The organism is Streptomyces sp. bgisy130, from assembly GCF_057708345.1.
On record NZ_JBYISA010000014.1, the window covers coordinates 19,000 to 42,789 of the forward strand.

A 23,790-nucleotide genomic window follows, 5' to 3' on the forward strand; every position below is an offset into this window, starting at 1 on the left:
GAGGCAGATGCGGGAGCCGTTGGCCATTGTGGGCATGGCATGCAGAGTTCCGGGCGCAGCCGACTACCGCTCACTGTGGGCCAACGTCGAGGCGGGTGCGACGGGCATGGTGGAGGTCGGGGAGCAGGATCGCCGACGGGAGGGCGTCCGCCTGGACCCGACCGTCCGGAACACCTACGTCCCCATGGCCGCTCCACTGGACGGATACGACGAGTTCGACAGCGCCGCGTTCGGGATAAGTGCCGGTGAGGCCAAGGGGCTCAACCTCAACCACCGCGTCATGATGGAAGTCGTGCTCCAGGCGCTGGAGGACGCCGGCTGCGATCCCCTGCGGTATCCCGGGAACATCGGGCTGTTCGCCGCTGGCGGTGGTGCATCGCCGATTTCGGTCTTACAGCGCCTGGATGACGCTCGGTACGGGGACGCCGCGAGGCCGCTCAAGCTGTCAGAGGCAATCAACTGGACGGCTCTTCTCGACAACGACTTCCTGACCACTCGGATCGCCTATCCGCTCGACCTGCGTGGCCCGTGCCTGACGGTCCAGACCGCGTGTTCCAGCTCTCTCGTCGCCTTGCACCTAGCGGGCCAGAGCGTGCTTTCCGGCGAGTGCGATATGGCCGTGGCCGGCGGGGTGAACATCGAACTCCCGCACCGGGTGGGCTACTACCACCAGGAGGGGAGCGTCTGGTCCGCCGACGGCCATTGCCGGCCGTTCGACCGGGCCGCCGGCGGCACCATCACCGGAAGCGGTGCGGGTGCGGTCGTGATCAAGCGCCTGGACCAGGCGCTGGCCGACGGTGACGCCGTGCACGCCGTCATCCGCGGCAGTGCGATCAACAACGACGGCAATCGCAAGATGGGGTTCACCGCGCCGAGTGTGCATCAGCAGAGTCTGGTCATCGGTGCGGCGCTGGCCGCCGCGGAGGTGGACAAGCGCGACATCGGCTATGTGGAGGCGCACGGTACCGGGACCGCCATCGGCGACGTCGTCGAGTGGACTGCTATCGAACGTGCCCTGGGCGCGGAAGGTGTGCCGTGCGGAATCGGCGCGACCAAGGCGAACCTCGGCCATCTCGGCGCCGCCGCGGGCATCCTCGGCCTCATCAAAGCGGCACTCGTCCTGGCCCACGGGCGCATCCCCCCGGTGGCGAACTTCGTGGAACTCAATCCTCGGATCAAACCGGCAGGCGCCCGGCTCTTCGTGCCCAATGGGCCCAGAGAGTGGGCAGACGACGGGAAGCCACGGCGGGCCGGGGTGAGTTCGATGGGTATCGGCGGAACCAACGCGCACGTCGTACTGGAGCAGGCGCCGGTCCCCGAGACACCCGACGAACCGCGCGAACAGGTCTGCGTCCTGCCGGTCACCGCCGCCTCGAAGCGCAGCGTCGAGGAGACCGCGAACCGCGTGGCGGAGTTCGCCGCTGAGAATCCGCACCGTCTGCGCAGCCTCGCCCACACGATGAGGGTGGGCCGGCGGGTCCTTCCCCACCGAGAGGCGATCGTGGTCGCCAGGCGGGGCGACGGTTTCGCCACATGGCGCACCGGGAGCCGGCTCGCGAAGCGGAACCACGACAGCGCCCTCGTCTTCCCGGGCCAAGGGGGGCAGGTGGGAGACCTGACGGCGGCCGTATCCGAAATCGACGGATTCCGAGACCTGCTCTCGGAGGCGCTTCAGTGTCTGCCGGCCGAAGACCGGCCCCTGGTGCGAGCACTCCTCACAGGGGCGTCCGGCACCACTTCCGACGCCCCGTCCGCACCACTCATCACCGAACTCGCGGTACTCGTCCGGTCCGTGACGATCGCGAGATCGCTGCTGGCCGACGGCGTGCGGCCGCAGTCGCTGTGTGGTTTCAGCCTGGGCGAGATCGCCGCAGGCGTCGTCGGCGGCGTGTTCGACCTGACCGAGGCCGCCGGGATGCTCTCGGAGCGGGCCCGGATACTGGCGGGCGCTCCGGCGGGCGGGATGATCCGGGTTCGGCTCGCCGAGGCATCCGTCGCGCCGTACCTCGGCACCGATGTGTCGCTGGCGATCGCGCCCGGCGGCCGGGACTGCATGCTCAGCGGTGAGACGGCCGCCCTCGACGCGCTCGCCGCCCGACTCCGGGCCGACCGCGTCGCCTGCGTCCGGGTCCCCGTCGCGCACCCGTTTCACAGCGTGGCCCTGAAGGACTCCGTCGCGGAGTACGCAGCGGCCTGGTCCCAGGTCGGCCTACGGTCGCCGAGCCTCCGGCTGATGTCCCCGACAACCGGCGACTGGCTGGACGAGGAGACGGCCCGCGATCCCGGCTTCTGGGCGAGCCAGCTGGTCCGGACGGTCCGTTTCGGCGACGCCGTGGCCAAGCTCCGTGTCAGCGGTACGGATCTCGCCTATGTCCTGGACTCGGATGCGGGTGTCACGCCCTTCGTCAGGGAGGCGTTCGGCGCCGACGCGCTGGCCATGACCACCGGCAAGCAGGCGGGCTACGACGCGGTCTCCCGAGCCCGGTGGCTGGCGGCGGCATGGTCGGCCGGACAGGACCCCGTCCCGGTGACAGCCGACGGGACCGGCCGTGGCAGCGGCTCCGAGGCGCCCACGGTGCTCGTCCACGCTCCCACCTACGCGTTCGACCGAAGTTCCCAGAAGGAGCAGCCGCCCATGCAGAACGCAGCAGAGCCGACTCCCGATTCCGGGCGGCCGAGCCCGGCACCGGCGGATCGGACTCCCGCGTCTCAGACTCCGGCGGATCAGACTCCCGCGTCTCAGACTCTGACGGATCAGACTCCGGCGGAAGCTCCGGTGCCCAACCTGTCGCACGCCGACGTGGCGAGGATCGAGGGCGGGGTTCGGCAAGTTGTCGCGAAGCTCGTGGGGTGTACGCCGGAGCAGTTGGATCCCAGCACCTCCTTCATGGAGCTCGGATACGACTCCTTCCTGCTCATTCAACTCGCGGACGCCCTGTCGGCGGAGTTCCGGACCGACATCGACGTACGGCTGCTGTTCGTCGACCTGGATTCGTGTGACGGCGTCAGCGAGCACCTCAAGGGCGTCGTTCCACCGAGCGGCCGGTCGGTTGCCGCCGCCGTGGATCCGGGGCCCTCGCGGACAGCCCCACCCGTCCCCAGCGCCGTGCCGGAGCCGCGTCCTGCGCCCCTCCCCACCCCTGTCCCCCGGCAGTCCGGGCAGGTCGTCTCCGCCGACGGCGCCGATCCGCTCCAGGCGGAGATCGAGTGGGCCCGGCGGACCCCGTTGTCGAAGCGCATCACCGAGGAGGACCGGTTCGCACTGGCGGACCAGCGGAATCTGATGGCCTCCCGCAGCGGACGCCGCGAGGTGAGCTATCCGGTGGTCGGGGTGCGCGGCGATGGCGCCCGTTTCGTCGATGTCGACGGCCAGGAGTTCCTCGACCTCTGCATGGGCTTCGGCGTCCTCATGCTGGGGCACGCGTCGGAGCCGCTCACGGCGGCCCTGCGCACGTTCGAGCCGTCCGACTTGCTGATCGGCCCTCAGTCGTCCACCGCCGGTGATGTCGCCCGCGGTATCGCGTCGCTGGTCGGAGCGGACCGCGTCGCCTTCACCTCCTCGGGGACCGAGGCGGTCATGGGCGCCGTGCGCGCGGCACGCGCGAAGACCGGGAGAGATGTCATCGCCCTGTTCTCGGGGTCTTACCACGGTACGTTCGACGGCGTGCTGGTCGCGCCCCGGGCGGGCGGTGAGCGGGGCGAGACGACACGCCTCGGCCGGGGCACGCCGGCGTCGATGGTCCAGGACGTCATCGTCCTGCCGTACGACGACTCCGCGATCCCCGTCCTGGAGTCCTATGGCGAACGACTGGCCGCGGTGCTGGTCGAGCCGGTCCAGAGCCGACGCCCCGGGTATCAACCTGTCGAACTGCTGCACCGCCTGCGCGCACTCACCACGGCACAAGGCGCCGCCCTCATCTTCGACGAGATCATCACCGGCTTCCGGTGCCATCCCGGCGGCGCGGCCGCATACTTCGGCGTCCGTCCGGACCTCGTCACCTACGGCAAGGTCCTCGGCGGAGGCATGCCCATCGGGGTCATCGCGGGCGACGCGGAGTTCATGGCACCCATCGACGGTGGGCGCTGGCGGGAGGGCGATGCCGGGTTCCCGCAACGGCCGAGCATGGTGTTCGCCGGAACGTTCAGCAAACACCCGCTGACCATGACCGTGGCGCAGCAGATGATCTGGCATCTCAAGAAGGAGTCGCCCCGCCTGCAAGCGACGCTGTCCGACCGGACCGCCGACCTGGCCGGAAGGATCAACGCCCACGCATCCGCCAATGGATTCCCTCTCGACGTCGAGCACTTCACCTCCCTCTTCCGTATCAATGTCGGCGGCTCCCCGCTGGCGGAGGACATGTTCTTTCTCGGCCTCCTCAACCGCGGCATTTACGTGTGGGAGGGGCGCACCTGCTTCCTCAGCGCCGCGCACACCGAGGCGGACTGTGCACGCATCGTGGACGCCGTGGCCGAGACCGCCGCGGAAGTCGCCTCGCGGGGCCTTTGGGACCAGGCCCGCACGGCGAGCGTGCCGGCTCCCGCGCGCCGGCCCTCGGCGGTCGTTGGCGAGAGCTCGCCCTCGGCAGTCGTCGGCAGGTTGCCCTCGGCAGTCGTCGGCGAGGCCCCGTTGACCGACGGCCAGAAGCTGTTGTGGATGGCCAGTGAGCTTGGTGGTGAGCTGGGGGCGTCGTATCAGATGTCCGAAGTGCTGCGCATCGAGGGCACACTGGATCCGGAGCGGCTTCGGCGCGCTGTCGAGCGGGTCGCCCAGCGGCATGAGGCGATGAGGACCGGTTTCGATGAGGACGGGGTGTCCCAGAACTGCGCCGCGAGCGCCGTTCCGGCACTGACCGTCAGCAGCCTGAGCGACGGGTCGCCGGGCGACGTCGAGGCACTTCTCCACCGGTTCGTCATGCGGCCGACGGAGCTGTCCGCGCCCACGCTGTTCCGCTTCCACCTCGTCCAGACGAGCGAAGCCGCGTACCTCCAGGCCACCGCGCCGCACGCGATCGTCGACGGCTGGTCGTTCAACGTCCTGTGGTCGGAGCTGTCGGCTTGCTATACGGGCGGTGAGGCGGGCAACGCCCTGCCCGAGCCCGCCAGTTTCCTCGCGTACGCGCGGTGGAAGCGCGACGACGAGGACGCACGGATCGAGGCGAATGACGCCCTCTGGCGGTCTCGGCTCGGTGCGGCGTGGGAATCGGCCCGGCTGCTCGACGGCGCGGGACCCTGGAAGCCCGTCACGCGGGTGGATTCCCTCCCGCCGGAGAGTCTCGCGGGCCTGCGCGACCTGGCGCGGTCCAGCGGATGCACGATGCACACTGCGGCCCTGTCAGCGCTGGCGGTGGCGTCTTCGCTGCTCACCGGCAGCACACAGGTCGTCATGATGGCCCATCAGACCGGACAGCCCCGCCACACCCGCAAGCCCCTCATGGGCTTCGGCGTGGACCTGCTGCCGGTGATCGTCGAACTCTCCGACGACAGCACGCTGGTCGACGTGGCGAAAGCAGTCCAGGCGCAGATCCTGGGCAGCTCGGAGGTCACCTCCGGCCTGTACCGCGTGCTCCAGAACAAGCGGTACCGCCGACTGCCGGCCGCCCTCACCGCGTTCAACTACGAGGACCAAGACCTTGGAACGATGTTCGGCGCCGCCGCCTCGTCCATGATGTTGCCGCGCGAGACCATGCCGTGGCCGGCGAGCGTGACCGTCGAGGAACACCGCGACAGGTTGGCACTGATCTCCGAGATCTCCGAGTTCAGCGACCTCGCACCCGTGGCGCCCCAGCTGGCGGAACGACTGGAGCACGTCCTCTCCGCTCCCGCCCGGCTGCTCGAAGAACTGCGCCGACCGTGAGAGAGACCCCGTTGTTCCCCTCGCCGTCGGGGACCGAACCCGATTCCGAAAAGTCGACAGGTGGGCCATGCAATCTCTCGTCGAACTCCTCCGCTCGCGGGTGTCCGATACACCCGACGCGACCGCCCTGCTCTCGGACGGTGTGGAGCTGAGCTATGCCGACCTGGACCGTGCTGCTGACCTGGCGGCCGACCGTCTCGCCGGCGCCGGAGTACGCCCGGGCGACCTGACCGGATTGCTGGTCGAACGCGACGCGGAGACGGTCATCTGGCTGCTTGCGATCCTCAAGCACGGTGCCGCCTACGTCCCCTTGGACCCCGGCTATCCGCAGGACAGGATCCGGTTCATCGCCGAGGACTCCCGGCTCTCGGTCATCGTCGGAGCGCGGTCCACCGCCGAGCGCCTCGGGCTGGCGGACCGGCGCCTCATCGACCCGGCGGAGCCGGCGGCCGATCCCGTGTCCGTGGTCAGCCGTGGGACCGTACCCGTGCCCACTGCCGACAGCGCGGCGTACGTCATTTACACGAGCGGCTCCACCGGAAAGCCCAAGGGATGTGTGATCACGCACGGCAACGTCCTCGCGTTGCTGGAGGGCGCGTTGCCCCACTTCGCGTTCACGGCCGACGACCGATGGGCGGTCTTCCACTCGCTCTGCTTCGACTTCTCGGTCTGGGAACTCTGGGGAGCTCTGGCGACGGGCGCGACGGCGGTCATCGTCCCGTCGCGGACGGTCCTGCTGTCCGATGAGCTCATCGACTTCGTTCAGGAGCAACAGATCACCGTCCTCAACCAAGTGCCCTCGGTCTTCCGTTACACCGTGCAAGCGCACGCCGAAAGCGGTCATCCGCCACTCCCCCTGCGCTACGTCATCTTCGGCGGCGAAAGCGTGAACCTCGACGACGTCAGGGATTTCCTGGACGGCGCCGGCCCGGGCGGCCCGGAGATGGTCAACATGTATGGGATCACCGAGAACACGGTGCACTCCACGTTCAAGGCACTCGACGCCGGGACTCTCGGATCGGGCGCTGCCTCGCCCATCGGGCAACCGCTCCCCCACGTCGGCGTCCATCTGCTCACCGCCGGGCGGAAGCCGGTACCGGACGGCACACCCGGGGAGCTGTGGCTGTCCGGTGCGGGTCTGACCAGCGGATACCTCCACCGCGACGACCTCACTGAAGAGCGGTTCGCCGAGTTGCCGGTCGGGCCGGGCTCCGGAATGGTGCGCTGTTACCGCACGGGAGACATCGTGCGGCGGCTACCCGACGGCGAGCTCGAATATGTGCGCCGCGACGACGACCAGGTCAAGATCCGCGGATTCCGTATCGAGCTGCGGGAGATCGAAACCGTCCTCGGCTCGCACCCCGATGTACTCGACGTCGCGGTCTGTGTGGTGGACACCGCTCTGGGTCCGGCACTGGCCGCCTGCATGGTGTGCGCGGATTCCACTTCCGAGGCACTCGCCCCGTCGCTCAAGGAACTGTTGACAACTTCGCTCCCCGCCTACATGGTGCCTCGCATGTACAGGGCGGTCGATCGGTTGCCCCTGACACCGTCGGGCAAACTTGACCGGGCGGCGGTGGCCGGACTGTTCTCGCACCAGACGGGGCTGAAGTGATTCGGTGCGCGGGACCGCGGCCGGCGTTCATGCATCCCTTCCGAGGCACACGATGACGCTCAAGCGGACGGCCACTCTTGCTTCCGGGTCCTGGCGGTCGCCTGGCGGGCACTCAAGGGAGTGATATCGGTCCACACCTTCTCGATGTGGTCGAGCGCCTGGGACTTCGAGCCACGGAACCCCACTGCCGTCCATCCCGCCGGAAGGGGCCGGCCCACGGGCCAGATCGAGTACTGCTCCTCGTGGTTGATCACGACGTCGTAGACGACAGCTGTCTCGTCGCCGCCTGCACCGAAGGATCCCTCGACCGGCATGCTTACGAACCTCCCGAAGTCGTCGGCGAAGGCCGCTCGGGCCCGGCGTCACCGACCGCCGCGAGCTCGGCGGACTCGTCGGCGGTCGACAGCGGCAACTTGTCGATCAGTGCACCGGGCTCGGCCAGCCCGGCGGTGAGCAGCGTCAGCAGGTCGTCCTGCCAGCGATGTGCCGAGGTCTGGTCGAAGCGGTTGGCGGCGTATTCGACTTCGCCGGTCAGTCCGGCGGCGGTCTGCCGCATGGTCCATGTCAGCGCGACCTTCGCGGTACGCGAGTGGACGAATTGCTCGGTGATGTCGAGGCCCTCGATGTCGCCGCAGTCGTACAACGGGGTGGATTGCAGCGAGAACATCGCCTGGAACATGGGGCTGTGCCCGGCCCCGCCGCGCCGTGCCTGGTCCACCACCTCGGCGAACGGCAGCTCCTGGTTGGTCAGCGCCTCCGCCAGCGCCTCATCGGTGCGCGCGATCAGCTCGCGGAAGCGCATGCCCGCGCTGAAGCCCATCCGCAGCGGGACCGTGTTGACCAGATACCCGATCAGGGCCTCGGTGCCCGGCCGGTTGCGGCACGCCACCGGTACGCCGATCACCGCCTCGTCGACGCCGGTCGTCCGGCGCAGCGTCGCGAAGAAGGCCGCGAGCAGCACGGCGAAGGCCGTGGTCCCGCACCCGCGGGCGATGCGCTCGACAGCGGCCGGATCGACGGCGTCGGACGGCAGCTCCACGGCGAATCCCTCGGTACCGGCGCGTCCCCCGGCTCCGCGTCGGGAGCCCAGTTCGATCGCCGGCCGGTCCCCGGCGAGCCGTGCGCGCCAGTAGGCCCGCTGCTCGTCCGCTTCCGCGCCACCCAGCCAACGCTCCTGCCAGGCGGAGTAGTCGGCGTACTGGGTGGTCGGCTCGGGCACCGGCCGACCGGTGTACAGCGCGGCGAATTCACGCCAGAACACTGCGAGCGACCAGGCGTCGAACACCGCGTGGTGCACATTGAGCAGCCACAGGTGCTCCTCGGCGCCGACGCGGAAGCAGGCCGACCGCAGCAGCGGGCCGGTGCTCAGATCGAACGGGCGCCCCGCCTCCTCCGCCGCCCTGCGGGACGCCTCGTCAAGGTCGGTCACGACAGCCGTCTCGGTACGTACCGGGCCTGCGGGCCGGATCCGCTGCCAGACCTTGCCGTCCTGTTCCTCGAACACGGTGCGCAGCGCCTGATGACGGGCCACGATCGCGGTCAGCGCGGCGTCCAGGCGAGCAACGTCGAGCGGCCCCCGGATCCGGTAGCAGACCGGAATCGCGTAGGCCGGCGCGCCTCGGTGCACTCGGTCCAGGAACCACAGGGCCTGCTGCCCGCGCGAGGCGGGGAGTCGGTCGCCGTGGTCGTCCCTGCGCACGATCGTGCCGTCCGAGGCGCTGCGACCGTGTTCCCGCTTCACCAGGGCCGCGATCCCGGCGACGGTCGGGGCCACCCGCAACTGTTCGAAGGTCAGCGCGACGCCGGTCACCTCGGTGACCCGGCTGAGCAGCTGCAAAGCCCGCAGCGAGTCGCCTCCGGCCGCGAAGAAGTCCTCGTCGCTGTGGCTGGGCGGGCTGTCGAGCACATCGCCGACGAGGGAGGCGAGGGCGCGCTCCAGCGTCGTCATCCCGGCTCCGTCGGTGCGGTCGGCCCGCGTCGGCGCGACCGGTGGAAGCGCGGAGGGGGCCACTTTGCCGTTCAGCGGCGAACGCGGGATGCGGTCCAGCAGCACGATGGTGTGCGGCACCATGACGTCGGACAGGCGGCCGGTGAGGTCGGCGCGGATCGCCGCCTCGGACACCCCGGCCTCGGCCTCGACGTAGGCGACGAGGCGGGATCCGGCCGGCGGGTCCTCTGTGGCGACCACGACCGCGTCCTTGACCCCTGCGCAGCGAAGTACGGCGCTCTCCACCTGGCCGGGTTCGACGCGGTGCCCGCGGATCTTGACCTGGCGGTCGGAGCGTCCGAGGAAGACCAGGGTCCCGTCGCTCCGGCGGCTGCCGCGATCGCCGGTGCGGTACATACGCGCACCGGGAGGGCCCTGGGGATCGGGCAGAAAGCGGTCGGCGGTGGCAGCGGGGGCGGCGAGATACCCGCGGGCGAGCGGCGGGCCGCCGATCCAGATGTCCCCCGGTGTGCCGTCCGGCACCGGGCGCAGATCGCTGTCCAAGAGGTAGATCACGGAGTTCGCGAAGGGGTGGCCCAGGGGCACCAGCGCGTGGTCGGAGCGGTCGGGGCCGGACATCTCGACGCCGTCCGGGCGGTGCAGCGTCACGCTGATCGTGGTTTCGGTCGGCCCGTAGTCGGAGATCCAGTCGACCGACTCCGTTCCAGGGATCCGTAACCAGGCGGCGAGCTTGTCGACGAGAATCTTGTCGCCACCGATGAACACGATGCGCACACAGGCAGGCAGACGGACCAATCCGGCGGTCAGGTCGTCCACCCACTGGTGCCAGTAGGCACTGGGCAGGCTCACCACCGTCACGGCATGCCGGTCGATCAGACCGGTGAACTCCAGGCTCGTGAACCGGCGTTTGTCGGGCACGACAACAGCGGCCCCGGCGGCCCACGCGGGCAGGATCTCCTCCAGCGCGGCATCGATGGCGATCGAGGTGAATTGGAGAACCCGGTCCTTGGGCGCCAGTTTCAGTTCGTCCCGGAGGGACACGGCGTGGTTGGCGATGCTGGCGTGGGTGACGGCGACCGGCTTGGGCTTGCCGGTGGAGCCCGAGGTGAAGACGCAGTAGGCGAGGTTGGCCGGATCGAGGGCGGGCGCCGGACCGTTCTTCGGCTGACCGGACAGGTCGAGCCCGTCCAAGTCCAGCACGGGTACGTCCGCAATGTTCACGGTGGCCGGCCCGTTCCGGACGAGGAGGGTGACTCCGGCGTCAGCCAGCATCGCTTCGGCGACGCCGCGGGGCAGTGACGGATCGACGGGCACATACACGCCGCCGGCCTTCCACACCGCCAGCATCGTGACCAACAGCTGCGGCGACGGCTTCATGGTGACGCCGACCAGACGCTCCGGCCGGACACCGCTGGCGGCCAGCAGGTTGGCGAGTTGGCTGGCCCGCTCGTCGAGTTCGCGGTACGTCAGGGTGCCGCCGTCCCAGACGACCGCAACGGCATCCGGTGTCAGCGAAGCCTGCGCTTCGACCAGGTGAGGAACGCAGGGACCGGGCATCAATCTCCTACCTCTGGATCAAGGATGCTGGTGGGGGGCATGCACAAGGGACGACGGCCTGGCAGGGGAAGGGCAGGAGACCGTCCGGCTGAGGGAAGCACACACAAAGACGCGTCTTTCACGCATACGGCAAGTCAAGTGAAACGTGGTCAGCCGCCGAGGACCTGAGGTATCCGGCAAGCCCCGGAGAACTCCGTCATCGACGCCCGGTCTCCGGACTCAGAAATGGGAGCGGAGGCCACCGCGCCGCCGTATATCGGCAGTTGCGCAATGGAAGGAGCCACCGAAGCTGTTGAAATTCCGGAACGGGCACGGGATCGCGGCCATCCCCCAGCTCTCGGCGAGGCGGCGCATCGGCTCGTCCTGCGCCTCCACGATCATCCGCTCCTCGTCGATCATGAGCACATTCATGTTGATCCACTTGCTGGTCATGTACAGCGGATGCCCGTCCGGGATCACCGGCTTCGGCGCCGTGCGTACTTCCCAGTCCTTGAAGATCTTCGGCACCTCCGGCACGCGGTCCGGGTGGATGAGCAACTTGCCTTCGGCCAGCGGCATCAGGCTGGCGTCGATGTGCATGGGGTGGTCGTCGGCCAGTTCCAGCTCGTGCACCTGGTACTCCGCGCCGAGATGCCGGCGGACCCACTCGATGCCCAACCTGTTGGTGACGTGGCTGCGCTGGGCGAAGATGTCGCGGCCGCACCGGATGAAGTCGGCCGCGTCAAAGGTGGGTTCGAACTCGGTGATCACCGAGCGGAACGGCTCCCCTTCCGGTTGATCGGTCCAGTCGGCCACATACAGCTCGTCGGGAAGATCAGGCTTGGGCGGGGAGCTCCACCGGGCTCCCTGCCGGAAGTACTCCTTGAGGAGCGGCCGGTACGCCGACGCCGCGTGGTAGCGCGAACGCCAGGCCATCGGCGCCTCTATGACCTCCTCGCCGACGACCAGCAGCACATCCCGGGGCATCGCGTCGTACAGGCCGGCGCTCGACCAGCCTGGCGCACCGTACGAGCGGCCGTGGTCCTGCGGCTCGGGCCGGCGGACGGTGACTCCTTCGCCTTCCAGCACGTCGACAAGTTGGTCGAGTTCGTCACGCGCGGCGGCGATCTGGTCGGCGGGGAACGGCTGCCCGGCACGTTCCTGGAATACGGCCCGCTGTTCCGGTGAAAGGGGTGCACCGACCGCAACGTGCCACGGCGGGAAGTGCGCATGGTCAACGATGCCGACGATCACCTCCTCCAGCGGATCCCACTCGTTGTAGGCGCTGACCGGGCTCGCAGACTCGGTCGGGACCTCTGATTCACGCATATCGATCCTCCGTTGGCTGGGTGAAGGAGATGCAGTCGGAATGAGATGCAGTCGGATGCGCATGGGCGCGCGCCCTTACGCGGTGGTGTTCGGCTCTGAGCCCGTACGGTCCGGATCGCCGCGTGTCTGGTCGCAGAAGCGCTCAGAGGTCACCCCAGGCACTTCAGGCCCCTTGGTCCATGAGGGCTCGCAGGCTTGCCGGACGCATGTCGGTCCACAGCTCGCCGACGCGGTCCAGGCAGGCGGACCGCGTGTCCGGCTCACCGACCGGCTCCCAGCCCGCGGGGATCTCCCGGCCCGCACGCCAGATCGAGTACTGGTCTTCGTGATTGCGCACGATGACATAGCGGTCGTCGGTCTCTGACATGGCTGCCTTCCGTCGTCGGTTCAGCTCACCTGGATGGCGACGAGCGGTTCAGTCCGTCACGCGACGGCGACCGCCTGCCGGTCGGTTTCGTCGCCCATGCCGACGAGGATCATGTGCGGTGTGGTGGCCTCGCCGTATGCGGTGGGCCGACGGATCGGCTGTCCATGGAAGAACGTGAAGCGTTCGACACCGAGGTCGGGGGACGGCACTTCCGTGCAAGGCTTATCGCAGCGTGTCAAGATCTGCCCCCGCTCCCCGTGAGTGTTGATGGCGGATGACCGAATTCAGCGGTGGGCGTTCTGGTCGTTCTGAACTGCCCGATGTGACCCGGTACCGCCACCTACAGCCGGACTACTTCATCAAGGTCAAGTTACGGGTGTCAATAGGCAGTTGAGAGTCACCACGTCAGCGCGGTGTGCACCGAAGGGGTGGTGCGCGTGCGGGCGCACACCGCCGTCGGTCGCACCACCGGCGCAGCGAACCCGGCGCCCGTCACCGACGAAAGGCGCTCAACAGTCCTGATAACAGTCCTGAGTAGTTACCAACTCATTGCGGGGCCGGACGATCAGTCGATACCCTGACCGGCGCCGTCCGAGAACGTCTCATGAGTGCTCCGCATCGGCCCCCGAAGGGATCAAGCCCTCGATCATGCAACGGATTCCCGCGCTTGGCCCTGAAGGACTCCAACATCGGTCGGCTGCCAGGTTCATTCTCGCGCTCATCGGCAAGCAGAAGGCCGCCACGCTCTGGGGTGCGCTGACCTCCGCGTTATGGATGACCACGCAGGCCCTGATTCCGGCCGCGATCGGCCGGGCGATCGACCAGGGCATCGCCCGCGATGACAGTGGCGAACTGGTCCGGTGGTCGCTGGCCGTCCTTCTGCTCGGCGTATTGAGGGCGGCGTCCGGCATCGCGTTCTACCGGCATTCGATCATCACCCGCACAGTGTCGGGCTGCTTGACCATGCGGATGGTGACGCGACACGTCACGCGGCTCGGTGCATCGCTGTCGCGACGACAGGACACCGACGATCTGATAGCGACCAGCACATCGGATGTCACCGCCATCGGCGTCGGCCTGCTCTACGCCGGCCGGGTCTTGGGTGCCGTCGCAGCCGTCACAGCGGTCACCGTGGCCATGTTGACGGTTTCGGTCCCCCTCGGACTCCTGGTTCTCGTGACCGTCCCGGTCCTCAGCGGGCTCAGCAGCCTTCTCCTGCGCCCTCTGCACCGGCACCAGGACGACTACCGGTCTCTTCAGGGACGGCTGGCGGGACGCGCCGTCGATATCGCTTCGGGGCTGCGCGTGCTCCGGGGAGTGGGCGGCGAAAGGCAGTTCGCGGCGCGCTTTCGCGTCGATTCGGCACAGTTGCGGGTCGCGGATGTGCATGTAGCGCGCGCCGAAGCGGACCTGGAGGGATCGCGGGTCCTCGTGCCGGGTCTGGTCACCGCGATCGTCACGTACACGGCGGCGCTCTTCGCACTCGATCAGCGCCTGACCATCGGCCAGGTGATCGCGTTCTACGGGTACGCGACGTTCCTCGCCATGCCGCTCAACGACTTCATGGAGGGCACGAGTCAGATCACCCGGGCGCTGGTGGCCGCCCGCCGGGTGACCACCTTGCTGAATCTCGATCCCCGGGACAGCGAAACGACCGGTGTGACGGCCCCCGTTCCGAACCCCCGCGGCAAAGCGCACCTGGTCGACAGCGCCTCAGGACTGACCGTCCCACCGTCGACGTTCATGGCAGTCGCCTGTGCCGACGCCGCCGAAGCCGAGGCCCTGGCCCGTCGGTTGAGTCGCTTCGAGGACTCCGGCGATCCCGCCTTGGACGGCACACCCTTGTCGTCGCTGCCGATATCCGTGGTGCGGTCACGGGTCCTGCTGGGCCTGAACAGTGACCGGTTCTTCGCGGGTACGGTGCGAGAGGAGATCGCCCCGGCCGGAACAGCCGACGTGGAGGAGATCACCGCTGCCCTTCGCCTCGCCTGCGCGACGGACATCGTCGACGCCCTCCCCCAAGGTCTCGATACCCGGATGACGGGTCGCGGCAGGACCTTCTCCGGCGGTCAGCTCCAGCGTCTGAGACTCACCAGGGCGCTGCTGGCGGACAGCGAATTCACAGTACTCGTGGAGCCGACCAATGCCGTCGATGCCTACACCGAGCACCGAGTGGCAGAGAATCTCGCTCAGTTCCACGAAACTCTCCCGGAGGGGCGAGGCACTGTCGTGTTCACCGTGAGTCCGCTATTGCTCCAGCGAGCGCAGCAGGTCGCATACGTGGAGGATGGCCGCGTGGTCGCCGCTGGGACCCATGACGAACTACTCGAGAGTCACCCGGCATACCGCATATTGGTGGCGCGTGACGATTCCTCACAGGTTGGGACATGAAGGTCCGCACACTCCCGGTCGCCGACGCGAAATTCGTCCGCCGTTTTCTCTGGCAAGTGGCGCGCCACCACAAGAAAGAGCTGGCACGCATGCTGGCTCTGTACGGCATAGCCGTATGCAGCGGGCTGGTCGGCCCCCGCTTGCTCGGCGACTTGGTCGAGGACGTGCGAAACGGCACGACCACGGGCCGCGTGACGGCCATCGCGGCCGTGCTGACCGCATTCATCCTGGTGCAGGCATTCCTCACTCGGGTCGCCTTTCGAGCAGCGGGGCGACTTGCCGCGACGGTCCAGGCCGAGATCCGCGAGAAGTTCGTCGATGATGTGCTGGCGCTTCCGCTGGCCGTCGTGGAAAGGGCCGACGACGGCGACCTGGTGACGCGTGCCTCCAAGGACACGGACACGCTGCGCAGTGCCATGCAGCTGGCCGTACCCCAGGTCGTCGAGTCCTTGGTGTGGATCGTCCTCAGCCTCGGCGCCCTCCTGCTGGTGTCGCCGGTGCTGTCGCTCGCCCTCCTGATCATCCTGCCGCCCCTGGTGGTGGTGAACCGGTGGTACCTGGCCCGGGCCCGCTCCGGCTTCCTGCGCGAAGCCGCGGCCTCCTCCGGCATCACCGAGGGCCTGGACGCGACCATCCAGGGTGCGGCCACCGTCGAGGCATTCGGCCTGGAGGCTGATCGTGTCCGCCGCGCGGAGCACGACACCCAGACCTGGTACGACTCGGTCGGGTACACCTTGCGGCTTCGGACCGTCCTCTACTCGGTCGAAGAGTTCCTCTTCACCCTGCCGCTGGCCGTCGCCCTGTTGCTCGGCGGATACGCCTACACCCAAGGCTGGGTCAACCTGGGCCAGGTAACCGCCGCGACCCTCTACATCCTTCAGTTGATGTTCCCCCTGGAAACACTGCTCGACTGGGTGGGAACACTCCAGCAGGGCAGCGCGTCGCTGGCCCGCTTGCTCGGCGTCACGGACACCCGGTCCGAGCAGTCGGACACCCGTTCCGGGCAGAAGGCCGCCGGGCACGACACCCTCGCTTCCGCGGACCTCTCAGCCAACGATGTCCGGTTCGCCTACGACGGTGGACCCGACGTCCTGCACGGGATCGACCTCGGGGTGCGTCCCGGCGAGCGGATCGCCATCGTCGGGCCGACCGGAAGCGGCAAATCGACGCTGGCCCGGCTGCTGTCCGGGATCCACCCTCCGCGCGAGGGCGACGTCAAGCTGGCCGGCACCCCGATTCATGAGCTCTCCCCTCATGACCTGCGCAAGCACGTCGTACTGGTGAGCCAGGACCAGTACATCTTCGGCGGCACGCTTCGGGAGAATCTCGAACTGTCCGCCTCCAGCCTGGTGCGGGACGCACCGGCGGAGGTCGATGACGCCGCACTCTGGAGAGCTCTGGAGACGGTCGGCGCGGGTGAATGGGCAGCCGCTCTCCCGGAGAAGCTGGACACCGCGGTAGGCACCGGCGGCGAAGAAGTGACCGATGCCCAGGCCCAGCAGATCGCGCTGGCCCGTCTGCTTCTGGCGGATCCGCGGGTGCTGATCCTCGACGAAGCGACCTCCCAGATGGATCCGGGTTCGGCCCGGCAACTTGAGCGGTCGCTCGCGGCAGTGCTGGAGGGCCGGACCGTGATCTCGATCGCGCACCGGCTGCACACGGCCTACGACGCGGACCGCATCGCCGTCGTGGAAGACGGTCGCATCGTCGAGGTCGGGTCACATCAGGACCTGATCGTGCAGAACGGTGCCTATGCCCGGCTCTGGTCCAGCTGGCTGTGAGGCGCCACTCGTAGCCGGCCGGGGGGCCGGCCCACCACCCCGTTGGCCGCGGCCGTCCCCCCGAAGCGTCGTTGACCGCCCGGCGCGGCCGTCGTACATCGCTTCACTGCCCCACACCGATCACAATGCGGTCCGCTCATTGATCGAGGTGATGTGTGAGGGCAGGGTGTTCCAGATTTCCGGAGTGTAGAAGTGCCCTCCCGGAAGAGCGGTGTGCTGGAATGCGCCGCGCGCCAGCTTGCGCCATTGCTCCTTGGAATGGGCATCGATGACCTCATCGCCGTCACCGGTGAGTAACTGCACAGACGCGCTCACCGCGGCACCTTCCCGGTAATGGAAGGAGTCGCGAACCCGGATGTCGGCGCGCATGAGCTCCACTGCCATCTCCTGGAGATCGGGGCTGTTGAGCAGGTGCTCCGGCATCAGTCCGAATTTCTTTACCCAGGCGATGAGTTGCTCGTCGCTGTCCTGCTGTGACGGGAACATGTCCGCCACTGTCAGACCACGGCTCGGAGCGTTCGCCGACGACACCACCAGGGCCTCGGGAGCGGGGCCACCGTGCTCCTCGATCTGTGCCGCGACGTCGAAGGCCACCCAGCCCCCCATACTGTGGCCGAACAGTACGTACGGAAGGCCGGCCGCGGAGACCACCGCGTCGAGCGCATCGTCGACCAGCTCATCCCAGTCGCCGGCGAAGTCCTCGACGAAACGGCCTTCGCGACCGGGGTAGCAAATGGCGGCAAATTCCACGCCCGGCGGCATGGCGTCGGCCCACTTCACATAAGAGCCGGCGCCTCCGCCACAGAACCCCAGGCAAATGAAGCGCTTGGTGGCACTCGGATCCCGCCGCGGGCGCACTACCGTCGTGTCCTTCATGCCCGCACTCCCTCATCTGTAGATCCGTCGGGTTCTCGGCTGTGCTCGGGCGACTGTGCCGCGGCTTCGGTCAGCCCCTCGACGTACTGGGCAAGGTCCCGGACCCGCGGGTGCTGGTACACCACCTTGACCGACACCACCAGTCGCAGCTGCTTCTTCAAACGAGCGATGACGCGCAAGGCCATGTGCGAGTGCCCGCCGAGGGCGAAGAAGTCGTCGTCCGCGCCGATCCCGTCCCGGCCGAGGACTTCTGAGAACACCTGAGCGATGAGCTCTTCCAGCTCGCCCTCCGGCGCGGGGCCGGAGATCTCCTGATGGCTCACCACGTTCAGCGGCTTCGGCAGTGCTTCGATGTCGAGCTTGCCGTTGGGTGTGAGCGGAAGCGTCGCCAACTCCACGCACAGGGACGGAACCATGTAGTCCGGCAGCGTCTGCGCGGCATGCTTCCTGAGCCGCTCGGGGGACGGGGCGTCTGCTCCGGCCGGGAGGTAGTAGGCGACAACGTGCCGGCTGGAGTCGCCCTCTTGGCTGACCACTACTGCGCGATCCACCCCAGGGTGAGTGCTCAACACCGCCTCGATCTCCCCGAGTTCGACGCGGAAGCCCCGGAGTTTGATCTGCCGGTCGGCTCGGCCGGCGAACTCCAGCACGCCGCCGGATCCCCATCGCGCCAGGTCGCCCGTGCGATACATACGGGTGCCGGGTGCGCCGAACGGGTTGGGAACGAAACACGACGCCGTCAGGGACGGCTGGTTCACATACCCGTGCGCCAGTCCGGGGCCGGCGATGAACAGCTCTCCCACGGTTCCTTGCGGGGCCGGCCGCAACGCGTCGTCGAGAATGTGCAGTTCGGTCCCCGGCAGTGCCGTTCCCAAGTGTGGGCTGTCACCGGTGATCCACCCGGCGGTCGAGTCCACGGTGCATTCCGTCGGTCCGTAGAGATTGACGGCCTGCGGGCCGTTCCCGGCTGCCGCCTCGGACAGTTCCCGCCACGTACGCTCTGGCACCGGTTCGCCGCCGAGAAGCAGCCTGAGCCGGCGCCCGTCGGGACGAGGCGACAGCAGACGGCCGCGCAGCATCTCCCAGTGCGAGGGGGTCGCATCCAGCACCGACACCCGGTGCTCCTCAAGGACCGTGGCGAGCCGGTCCGGATCACGGCGCTGTTCGTCGTCCAGGACGACCACGGTGTCACCGCGGCAGACGCGTACCCACTGCTGGACGGACGCGTCGAAGGAGGCGCTGGCGTTCCAGGCCACCACCGTCCGCTCGTCCTCGTAGATACCTGCCTGCTCAAGCGAGGAGATGAGCTGGGCGACACCCTCCCGGGTCGCTACGACGCCCTTGGGGACGCCGGTCGAGCCGGAGGTGTAGATGAGGTAGGCAGCAGTGCCTCCCGGCACCTCGTCCTGCGCGGTGGTCGAGTCGGCGTGTGAGTCGGCGGGCGAGTCCACCAGCTGCGCAGGGATAACCGCCTCCACCCCGGCGGGCACGAACTCGGCATCGCTCTCGGTCAGCAGGATCCTGACACCTGAGTCGTCGACCATGAAGGCAAGCCGCTGGGACGGATATCCGGGATCCAGTGGAACGTATGCCGCCCCCGCGCGCCACACTCCCAGGAAAGCGGTGATGAGTCCGGCGCCGCGCTTGAGCTGCACACCGACCCGGTCACCGGGACCGATGCCCCGTGAGGAAAGCCAATGGGCCAGTCGGGCCGTACGGCGGTCCAGTTCACCGAAGGTAAATTCTTCATCGCTTCCCCGTACGGCGATCCGATCGGGGTGTGCACGACCTGCTTCCAGGAAACGGCTCAGCGGATCGAGCGGCGGACTCATCGCAGCGACCATGGAACGGGCTCCTTCCGTCTGCGGGGTGGGACACAACCGTCTGTCTTCCGTCTTCCCTGTCCGCCTAGGCGAACTTCGCGGCAGGTTGGGTACTTGGCCGGCAATCATTGATGTCTACGGGGTTCCCCATGGCCACGACGATCTTCCGGTCTCCTCGGAAAGGGTCACGTCCGTGGGCGGTCAAGATGTTGTCGACCAGCAGCAGGTCACCCACCTGCCAGGGCTCGCGCACGGTAGCCGATTCGTAGGCCGCCTGGATGGTACGAAGGTCCTCCTTCGTCAGTGGTTCGCCATCCCCGAAGGCCGAGTTGAAAGGCAGCCCGTCCGCCCCGAACTCGTCCAGCAGCGCTTCCCGGAGCTCGTCGTCCAGTGACCATTCATTCCAGAAGGCCAGGTGATTGAACCAGACCTCGGCGCCCGTGGAGGGATGCTGGATGACGCCGGGGCGCAGTTGGCTGGTACGGAGATTTCCGTCCTGCTGCCACTCATAGGCGATGAGGTTTTCGTCGCAATACCGCTCCACGTCCTCCGTGTTCTCCGACGCGAAGGCGGTGCGCCAGTCGGTGGAAATGTGGTCGGAGTACGACCTCTTCAGCTGCCAGCCGACGGACCGCATTTTGGCCACGAGAGGCGCGGGAAGGGCGCTCAGCACCTTCCGGCAGTCAGCGACCGGAGTTGCCCCACCGGCCGGTGGCGCAACGAGACAGGCGAACAGCAGCAGTCCCGGAAAGTGCAGCGTGTAGCTGTTCTCGTTGTGCATGCTGATGGATTGCGACGGCGGAAGATCTGTGGAGGAGAAGACGCCGTCCCCGTAGTCGCTGCGCGGTGTTGCCTTTTCCCGGTACGGAGTGCGGCTCGGGATGAGCACATCGCGCACTTTGGCGAAGTCGCCCACACCCGTCACGGGGAAGCCTCGGATATACAGGGCGCCGTGTTCGTGGAGGGCCTCGATGATTTGCGGTCGACGCTCGGTCAGCTGACGGCAGGCTTCATCGATGTCGTGCAGACCGTCGACCTGGGTGGTGGCCGGCTTGCCCGGAGCTACGTGCCAGACGAGCTCGCCGCGGGGTCCGTCCGCGTGTGTCCTCATTGCCATTCCTTCCCAATCCGCATCCGAGGCCGTGCTGGTGCCGGCTCAGTGGCAGGGTGATCGGTCCGCTCGGCAGGTTCCCTTCGTACGTGGCCGGGTTCTCGTCGGCGGCTGCTGACCGGCAGTCGACGGCGACTCGGCCACCGGTCTCGGGCGGGCGGTCGGTTCGATCAGGTGGTCAGAGCAGGCCGCACGCCTGGCGGTCCACCTTGCCGTTCGCATTGAGTGGCAGGGCGTCCAGATGCACGAAGCGCGCCGGGAGCATGTGCGGGGGCAGATGGGGACGCAGCCTGCTGCGGAGATCGGCGGGCGCGGCCTGGGTGCCGCTGTAGACCGCGGTGAGCCGGTGTTCGCCGCGTGGCCCCGGGGCGGCGATGACCACCACGTCGTCGACACCGCCCCATTGCCGGACCGCGGATTCCACATCCCCCAGCTCGAGCCTCCGGCCCATGATCTTCACTTGCTGATCGAGTCGGCCGAGGTGCACGAGGTCACCGTCCTCGAGCGCCACTCGGTCGCCGGTCCGGTACCAGGCCCCCGCGCTGGGAGCCGGTCCGGAGTGCTGCCCGGGTTCGCAGAAGCGTCCCTGGTTGTCCGCCGGATCGAGGTAGCCGCCGAACCGCTGCGGCCCGCGGATCTGGAGCTCGCCGGTCCGCTCGTCGATCCGGTGGTCGAGGTGCGGGTAGACGCGGCCGATCGGGACCGTGCCGTTGGAGGTCTGCGGCCACGCGGAGCGGTCGGCGGGGAGCCGGTAGGCGGTCACGGTGACGCAGAGTTCGGTGGGCCCGTACAGGTTCTCCACCGTGCTCCCCGGCGCGGCGGCGGACCATGCCTCCGCCTGTTCCAGCGTCAGCTGCTCGCCGGCGAACAGGCTGTGTCGCAGCGTGGGCAGGCTGCCGGGGGCGAGAGCGCCGGCGGTGCGCACCATGGAGACGATCGAGGGCACGGAGTACCAGTGGGTGAGTGCGTGGTCGTTCACAAAGCCGACCGGGTCGACCAGTTCGCTGCGCGTGGGCACCACGAGCGTCGCTCCGCCGCCCCAGGCGACGAACATGTCGAAGACGGACGGGTCGAAGGTCAGGCCGAAGGTCTGGGACATCCGGCTGCCGGGCCCGACCCGGTACCGGGCCAGTTGGTGGCTCAGGAAGGCGTCCAGGTTCCGGTGCCGGATCGGCACGCCCTTCGGAACACCGGTGGACCCCGAGGTGAAGAGGATGTACGCGATCCGCTCCGGGTCCAGGGCGTCGTCGGCCCGAGCGGCGGGCGGGGCGTGCAGGGCACGCTTCACCTCGTCCGCGCCGATCGTGATCACCGGCACGCCGGTGCCGTCCGCGAGTGAGGTGTCCTGGCCTTCGTCTGCCAACACGGCGTCGAGCGCGGCGAGTTCGAGGATCTGCCGGTTCCGGCCGGCCGGATAGTCCTCGCTCAGCGGGACCACGGTGCCGCCGCCGCGCAGCACGCCGAGGTAGCCGGCGTAGGCGGCCACACTGCCCGCGGCGAGCAGCCCGACCCGCCCCGGCCGCGGCCCGGTCGCCGCCGTCACGCGGGCGGCTAACTCCTTGGATACGGCGTCCAGTTCGGCGTAACTCAGCCGCTGTCCCGCGACCACCAGCGCGGCCTGGTCAGGATCTCGGCGGACGCTGTCGGTGAACCACGAGTGCAGGGTCTTCACGGACACGGGATCACCCTTCTTCCGCGGGCAGATCCCGCATCGTCCCAAGCGGCGAGCAGATGACGAACAGGCAGGTGCACCAGGTGCCGAGAATACAGATCGACATTGCGGGCGCACTACCCCGGAGAGTCGACGAGTGCGACGGCCGAACCGATCTTCCCGCAGCGCGGTCGACGACCCGGTCCTCGGCAAATCCCTTCGCCCCAGGGGGTGTTCGCGCCTATGGTGCGTTCGGATCAGCAGCTCCAGGGGTAGATCCATCTGCGCGGTTTTAGTCGATCTTCTCTCCAGAAAGATGGACAATTGGTGAAGATGTGGAAGAACACCCCCAAAGACGCGCTCCTGGTGGGAGCGAGCCTGACGCAGTTCGCCGTGACCCCGCTACTGGCGACCACCTGGGACACGGCCGCACTGCCGACCAGGATCGCGGGAGGGGCGCTGCTCACCCTGATGACGACGTACAACATCATCGTCATCTCCCATCTCTTCACCCATGTGCCGTGGTTCGCAAGCAACCGTCTGAACGCCGTGGTCTCAGTGGTCAACTCCGTCAACATCGGCCAGTCGGTCCAGGCGTACCAGCTGACCCACGTGCGGAATCACCACCGCTTCAACAACGACCGGGTAGGCCCTGACGGCACCACCCGCGACACCTCGTCCACGTACCGCAAGGGGAAGAACGGGCAGCACGAGCCGCTGCTGTCCTATGTCCTCGGCGGCGCCGTGGACTCCCTCGTCGGCCGCATCACGGATATGGCTTCGACCGTGCGCCTCTGGAAGGTCGGGCGAGGCGAGGAGGGGCTGCTGTCCCTGGCATCACGCAGAGAGAAACGGAGGGTCCGCGAACTCCGTCAGATTCAAGCCGACCGCGCCGCGCACTGCCTTTCCCTGGTCGCGTTCGCCGCGCTTTCCTGGCAGTGGACGGTCTTCTGCTACCTCCCCGCGTTCTTCATTGCGCTGTCTCTTGTCAACGTGCAGAACTACTTTCGGCACTACGGCGCCAACCCGGAGGATCGCGCGACGGACTCGGTGAGCCACTACAACCGCGTGTACAACTTCCTTACGTTCAACGACGGTTATCACCAAGAGCACCATCTCAGCCCCGGCACCCACTGGTCTCAGATGCCAGAGGTCAAAGAACGCCAGCGGGCGAGGCTCGAAGCGCAGCCCCGTATCGTCAGCCCGGTACCTGCCATCGTCGGGTTCCTCGACCGGCGCCGGCCCCTGCTGCACGAAGCCGGACCGGAGCGCAGGCCGTGATGCCCGGCGCAGAGTCAGTGACCTTCGAAAGGGCATCGGGAACAGGCCAGTTCCTCTTGACAGTTTACAACTCAGTGCAGAATGCTGCCAGTTATCCTTGATGAGGAAAGAGGTCGGAGGCTCCAGCCCTCCCGGGCTCAACGCTATTGCCTCCTACCCAAACCGCCGGCGCTTCGACAACGCCCCTTTCTTTCCACTGGAGCACGAAGCGGGGCCGGCCGCCGGCA

At 68.2% G+C, this 23,790-nt stretch carries 14 protein-coding genes; 5 read left to right on the forward strand and 9 right to left on the reverse strand.

From position 1 onward, the window contains the following. Nucleotides 1–7: 7 nt before the first annotated feature. Nucleotides 8–5,854: an aminotransferase class III-fold pyridoxal phosphate-dependent enzyme gene (locus AC3EUV_RS19820; RefSeq protein WP_435603461.1), complete on the forward strand. Its 5,847-nt coding sequence runs from the start codon at nucleotides 8–10 to the stop codon at nucleotides 5,852–5,854. Nucleotides 5,855–5,921: 67 nt separating this feature from the next. Further along, nucleotides 5,922–7,469, forward strand: coding sequence for an amino acid adenylation domain-containing protein (locus tag AC3EUV_RS19825; RefSeq protein WP_435603462.1), 1,548 nt, complete (start codon nucleotides 5,922–5,924; stop codon nucleotides 7,467–7,469). Between the two features lie 59 nt (nucleotides 7,470–7,528). On the opposite strand, the gene AC3EUV_RS19830 is transcribed toward AC3EUV_RS19825, so the two are convergent. The 5 genes from AC3EUV_RS19830 to AC3EUV_RS19850 form a co-directional block, all read right to left on the reverse strand. Then, nucleotides 7,529–7,783 carry an MbtH family protein gene (locus tag AC3EUV_RS19830; RefSeq protein ID WP_435603463.1) on the reverse strand — a complete coding sequence of 85 codons (255 nt, stop codon included), beginning with the start codon at nucleotides 7,781–7,783 and terminating at the stop codon, nucleotides 7,529–7,531. Between the two features lie 2 nt (nucleotides 7,784–7,785). Further along, nucleotides 7,786–10,974 (reverse strand): amino acid adenylation domain-containing protein, encoded by a 3,189-nt coding sequence (locus AC3EUV_RS19835; protein ID WP_435603464.1) that lies wholly within the window; start codon nucleotides 10,972–10,974, stop codon nucleotides 7,786–7,788. A 219-nt stretch (nucleotides 10,975–11,193) separates the two neighbouring features. Beyond that, complete coding sequence (locus AC3EUV_RS19840) at nucleotides 11,194–12,282, reverse strand: amidinotransferase (RefSeq protein WP_488187979.1); 1,089 nt, start codon at nucleotides 12,280–12,282, stop codon at nucleotides 11,194–11,196. 163 nt (nucleotides 12,283–12,445) lie between these two features. Next, nucleotides 12,446–12,649: an MbtH family protein gene (locus AC3EUV_RS19845; protein ID WP_432142961.1), complete on the reverse strand. Its 204-nt coding sequence runs from the start codon at nucleotides 12,647–12,649 to the stop codon at nucleotides 12,446–12,448. Between the two features lie 56 nt (nucleotides 12,650–12,705). Continuing rightward, entirely contained in the window at nucleotides 12,706–12,858 is a 153-nt protein-coding gene (locus tag AC3EUV_RS19850) for a hypothetical protein (protein ID WP_432142960.1), read from the reverse strand. A 439-nt stretch (nucleotides 12,859–13,297) separates the two neighbouring features. On the opposite strand from AC3EUV_RS19850, the gene AC3EUV_RS19855 reads away from it, so the two are divergent. Then, complete coding sequence (locus tag AC3EUV_RS19855; protein WP_435603466.1) at nucleotides 13,298–15,040, forward strand: ABC transporter transmembrane domain-containing protein; 1,743 nt, start codon at nucleotides 13,298–13,300, stop codon at nucleotides 15,038–15,040. Continuing rightward, nucleotides 15,037–16,821 (forward strand): ABC transporter ATP-binding protein, encoded by a 1,785-nt coding sequence (locus AC3EUV_RS19860; protein ID WP_435603467.1) that lies wholly within the window; start codon nucleotides 15,037–15,039, stop codon nucleotides 16,819–16,821. The genes AC3EUV_RS19855 and AC3EUV_RS19860 overlap by 4 nt, the downstream gene beginning before the upstream one ends. Before the next feature lie 120 nt (nucleotides 16,822–16,941). On the opposite strand, the gene AC3EUV_RS19865 is transcribed toward AC3EUV_RS19860, so the two are convergent. From AC3EUV_RS19865 to AC3EUV_RS19880, 4 genes are all read right to left on the reverse strand, one after another. Continuing rightward, nucleotides 16,942–17,697 carry a thioesterase II family protein gene (locus AC3EUV_RS19865; protein ID WP_435603468.1) on the reverse strand — a complete coding sequence of 252 codons (756 nt, stop codon included), beginning with the start codon at nucleotides 17,695–17,697 and terminating at the stop codon, nucleotides 16,942–16,944. Continuing rightward, on the reverse strand, nucleotides 17,694–19,541 hold the full coding sequence (locus AC3EUV_RS19870) for a non-ribosomal peptide synthetase (RefSeq protein WP_435603469.1): 1,848 nt from the start codon (nucleotides 19,539–19,541) through the stop codon (nucleotides 17,694–17,696). The genes AC3EUV_RS19865 and AC3EUV_RS19870 overlap by 4 nt, the downstream gene beginning before the upstream one ends. A 64-nt stretch (nucleotides 19,542–19,605) precedes the next feature. Further along, nucleotides 19,606–20,631, reverse strand: coding sequence for a TauD/TfdA family dioxygenase (locus tag AC3EUV_RS19875; protein ID WP_435603470.1), 1,026 nt, complete (start codon nucleotides 20,629–20,631; stop codon nucleotides 19,606–19,608). A 178-nt stretch (nucleotides 20,632–20,809) separates the two neighbouring features. Continuing rightward, entirely contained in the window at nucleotides 20,810–22,309 is a 1,500-nt protein-coding gene (locus AC3EUV_RS19880) for an AMP-binding protein (protein ID WP_435603471.1), read from the reverse strand. Nucleotides 22,310–22,615: 306 nt separating this feature from the next. Here AC3EUV_RS19880 and AC3EUV_RS19885 point away from each other — a divergent pair, with 306 nt between their 5' ends. Next, nucleotides 22,616–23,563 carry a fatty acid desaturase family protein gene (locus AC3EUV_RS19885; protein WP_432142953.1) on the forward strand — a complete coding sequence of 316 codons (948 nt, stop codon included), beginning with the start codon at nucleotides 22,616–22,618 and terminating at the stop codon, nucleotides 23,561–23,563. The last annotated feature ends 227 nt before the right edge of the window (nucleotides 23,564–23,790 follow it).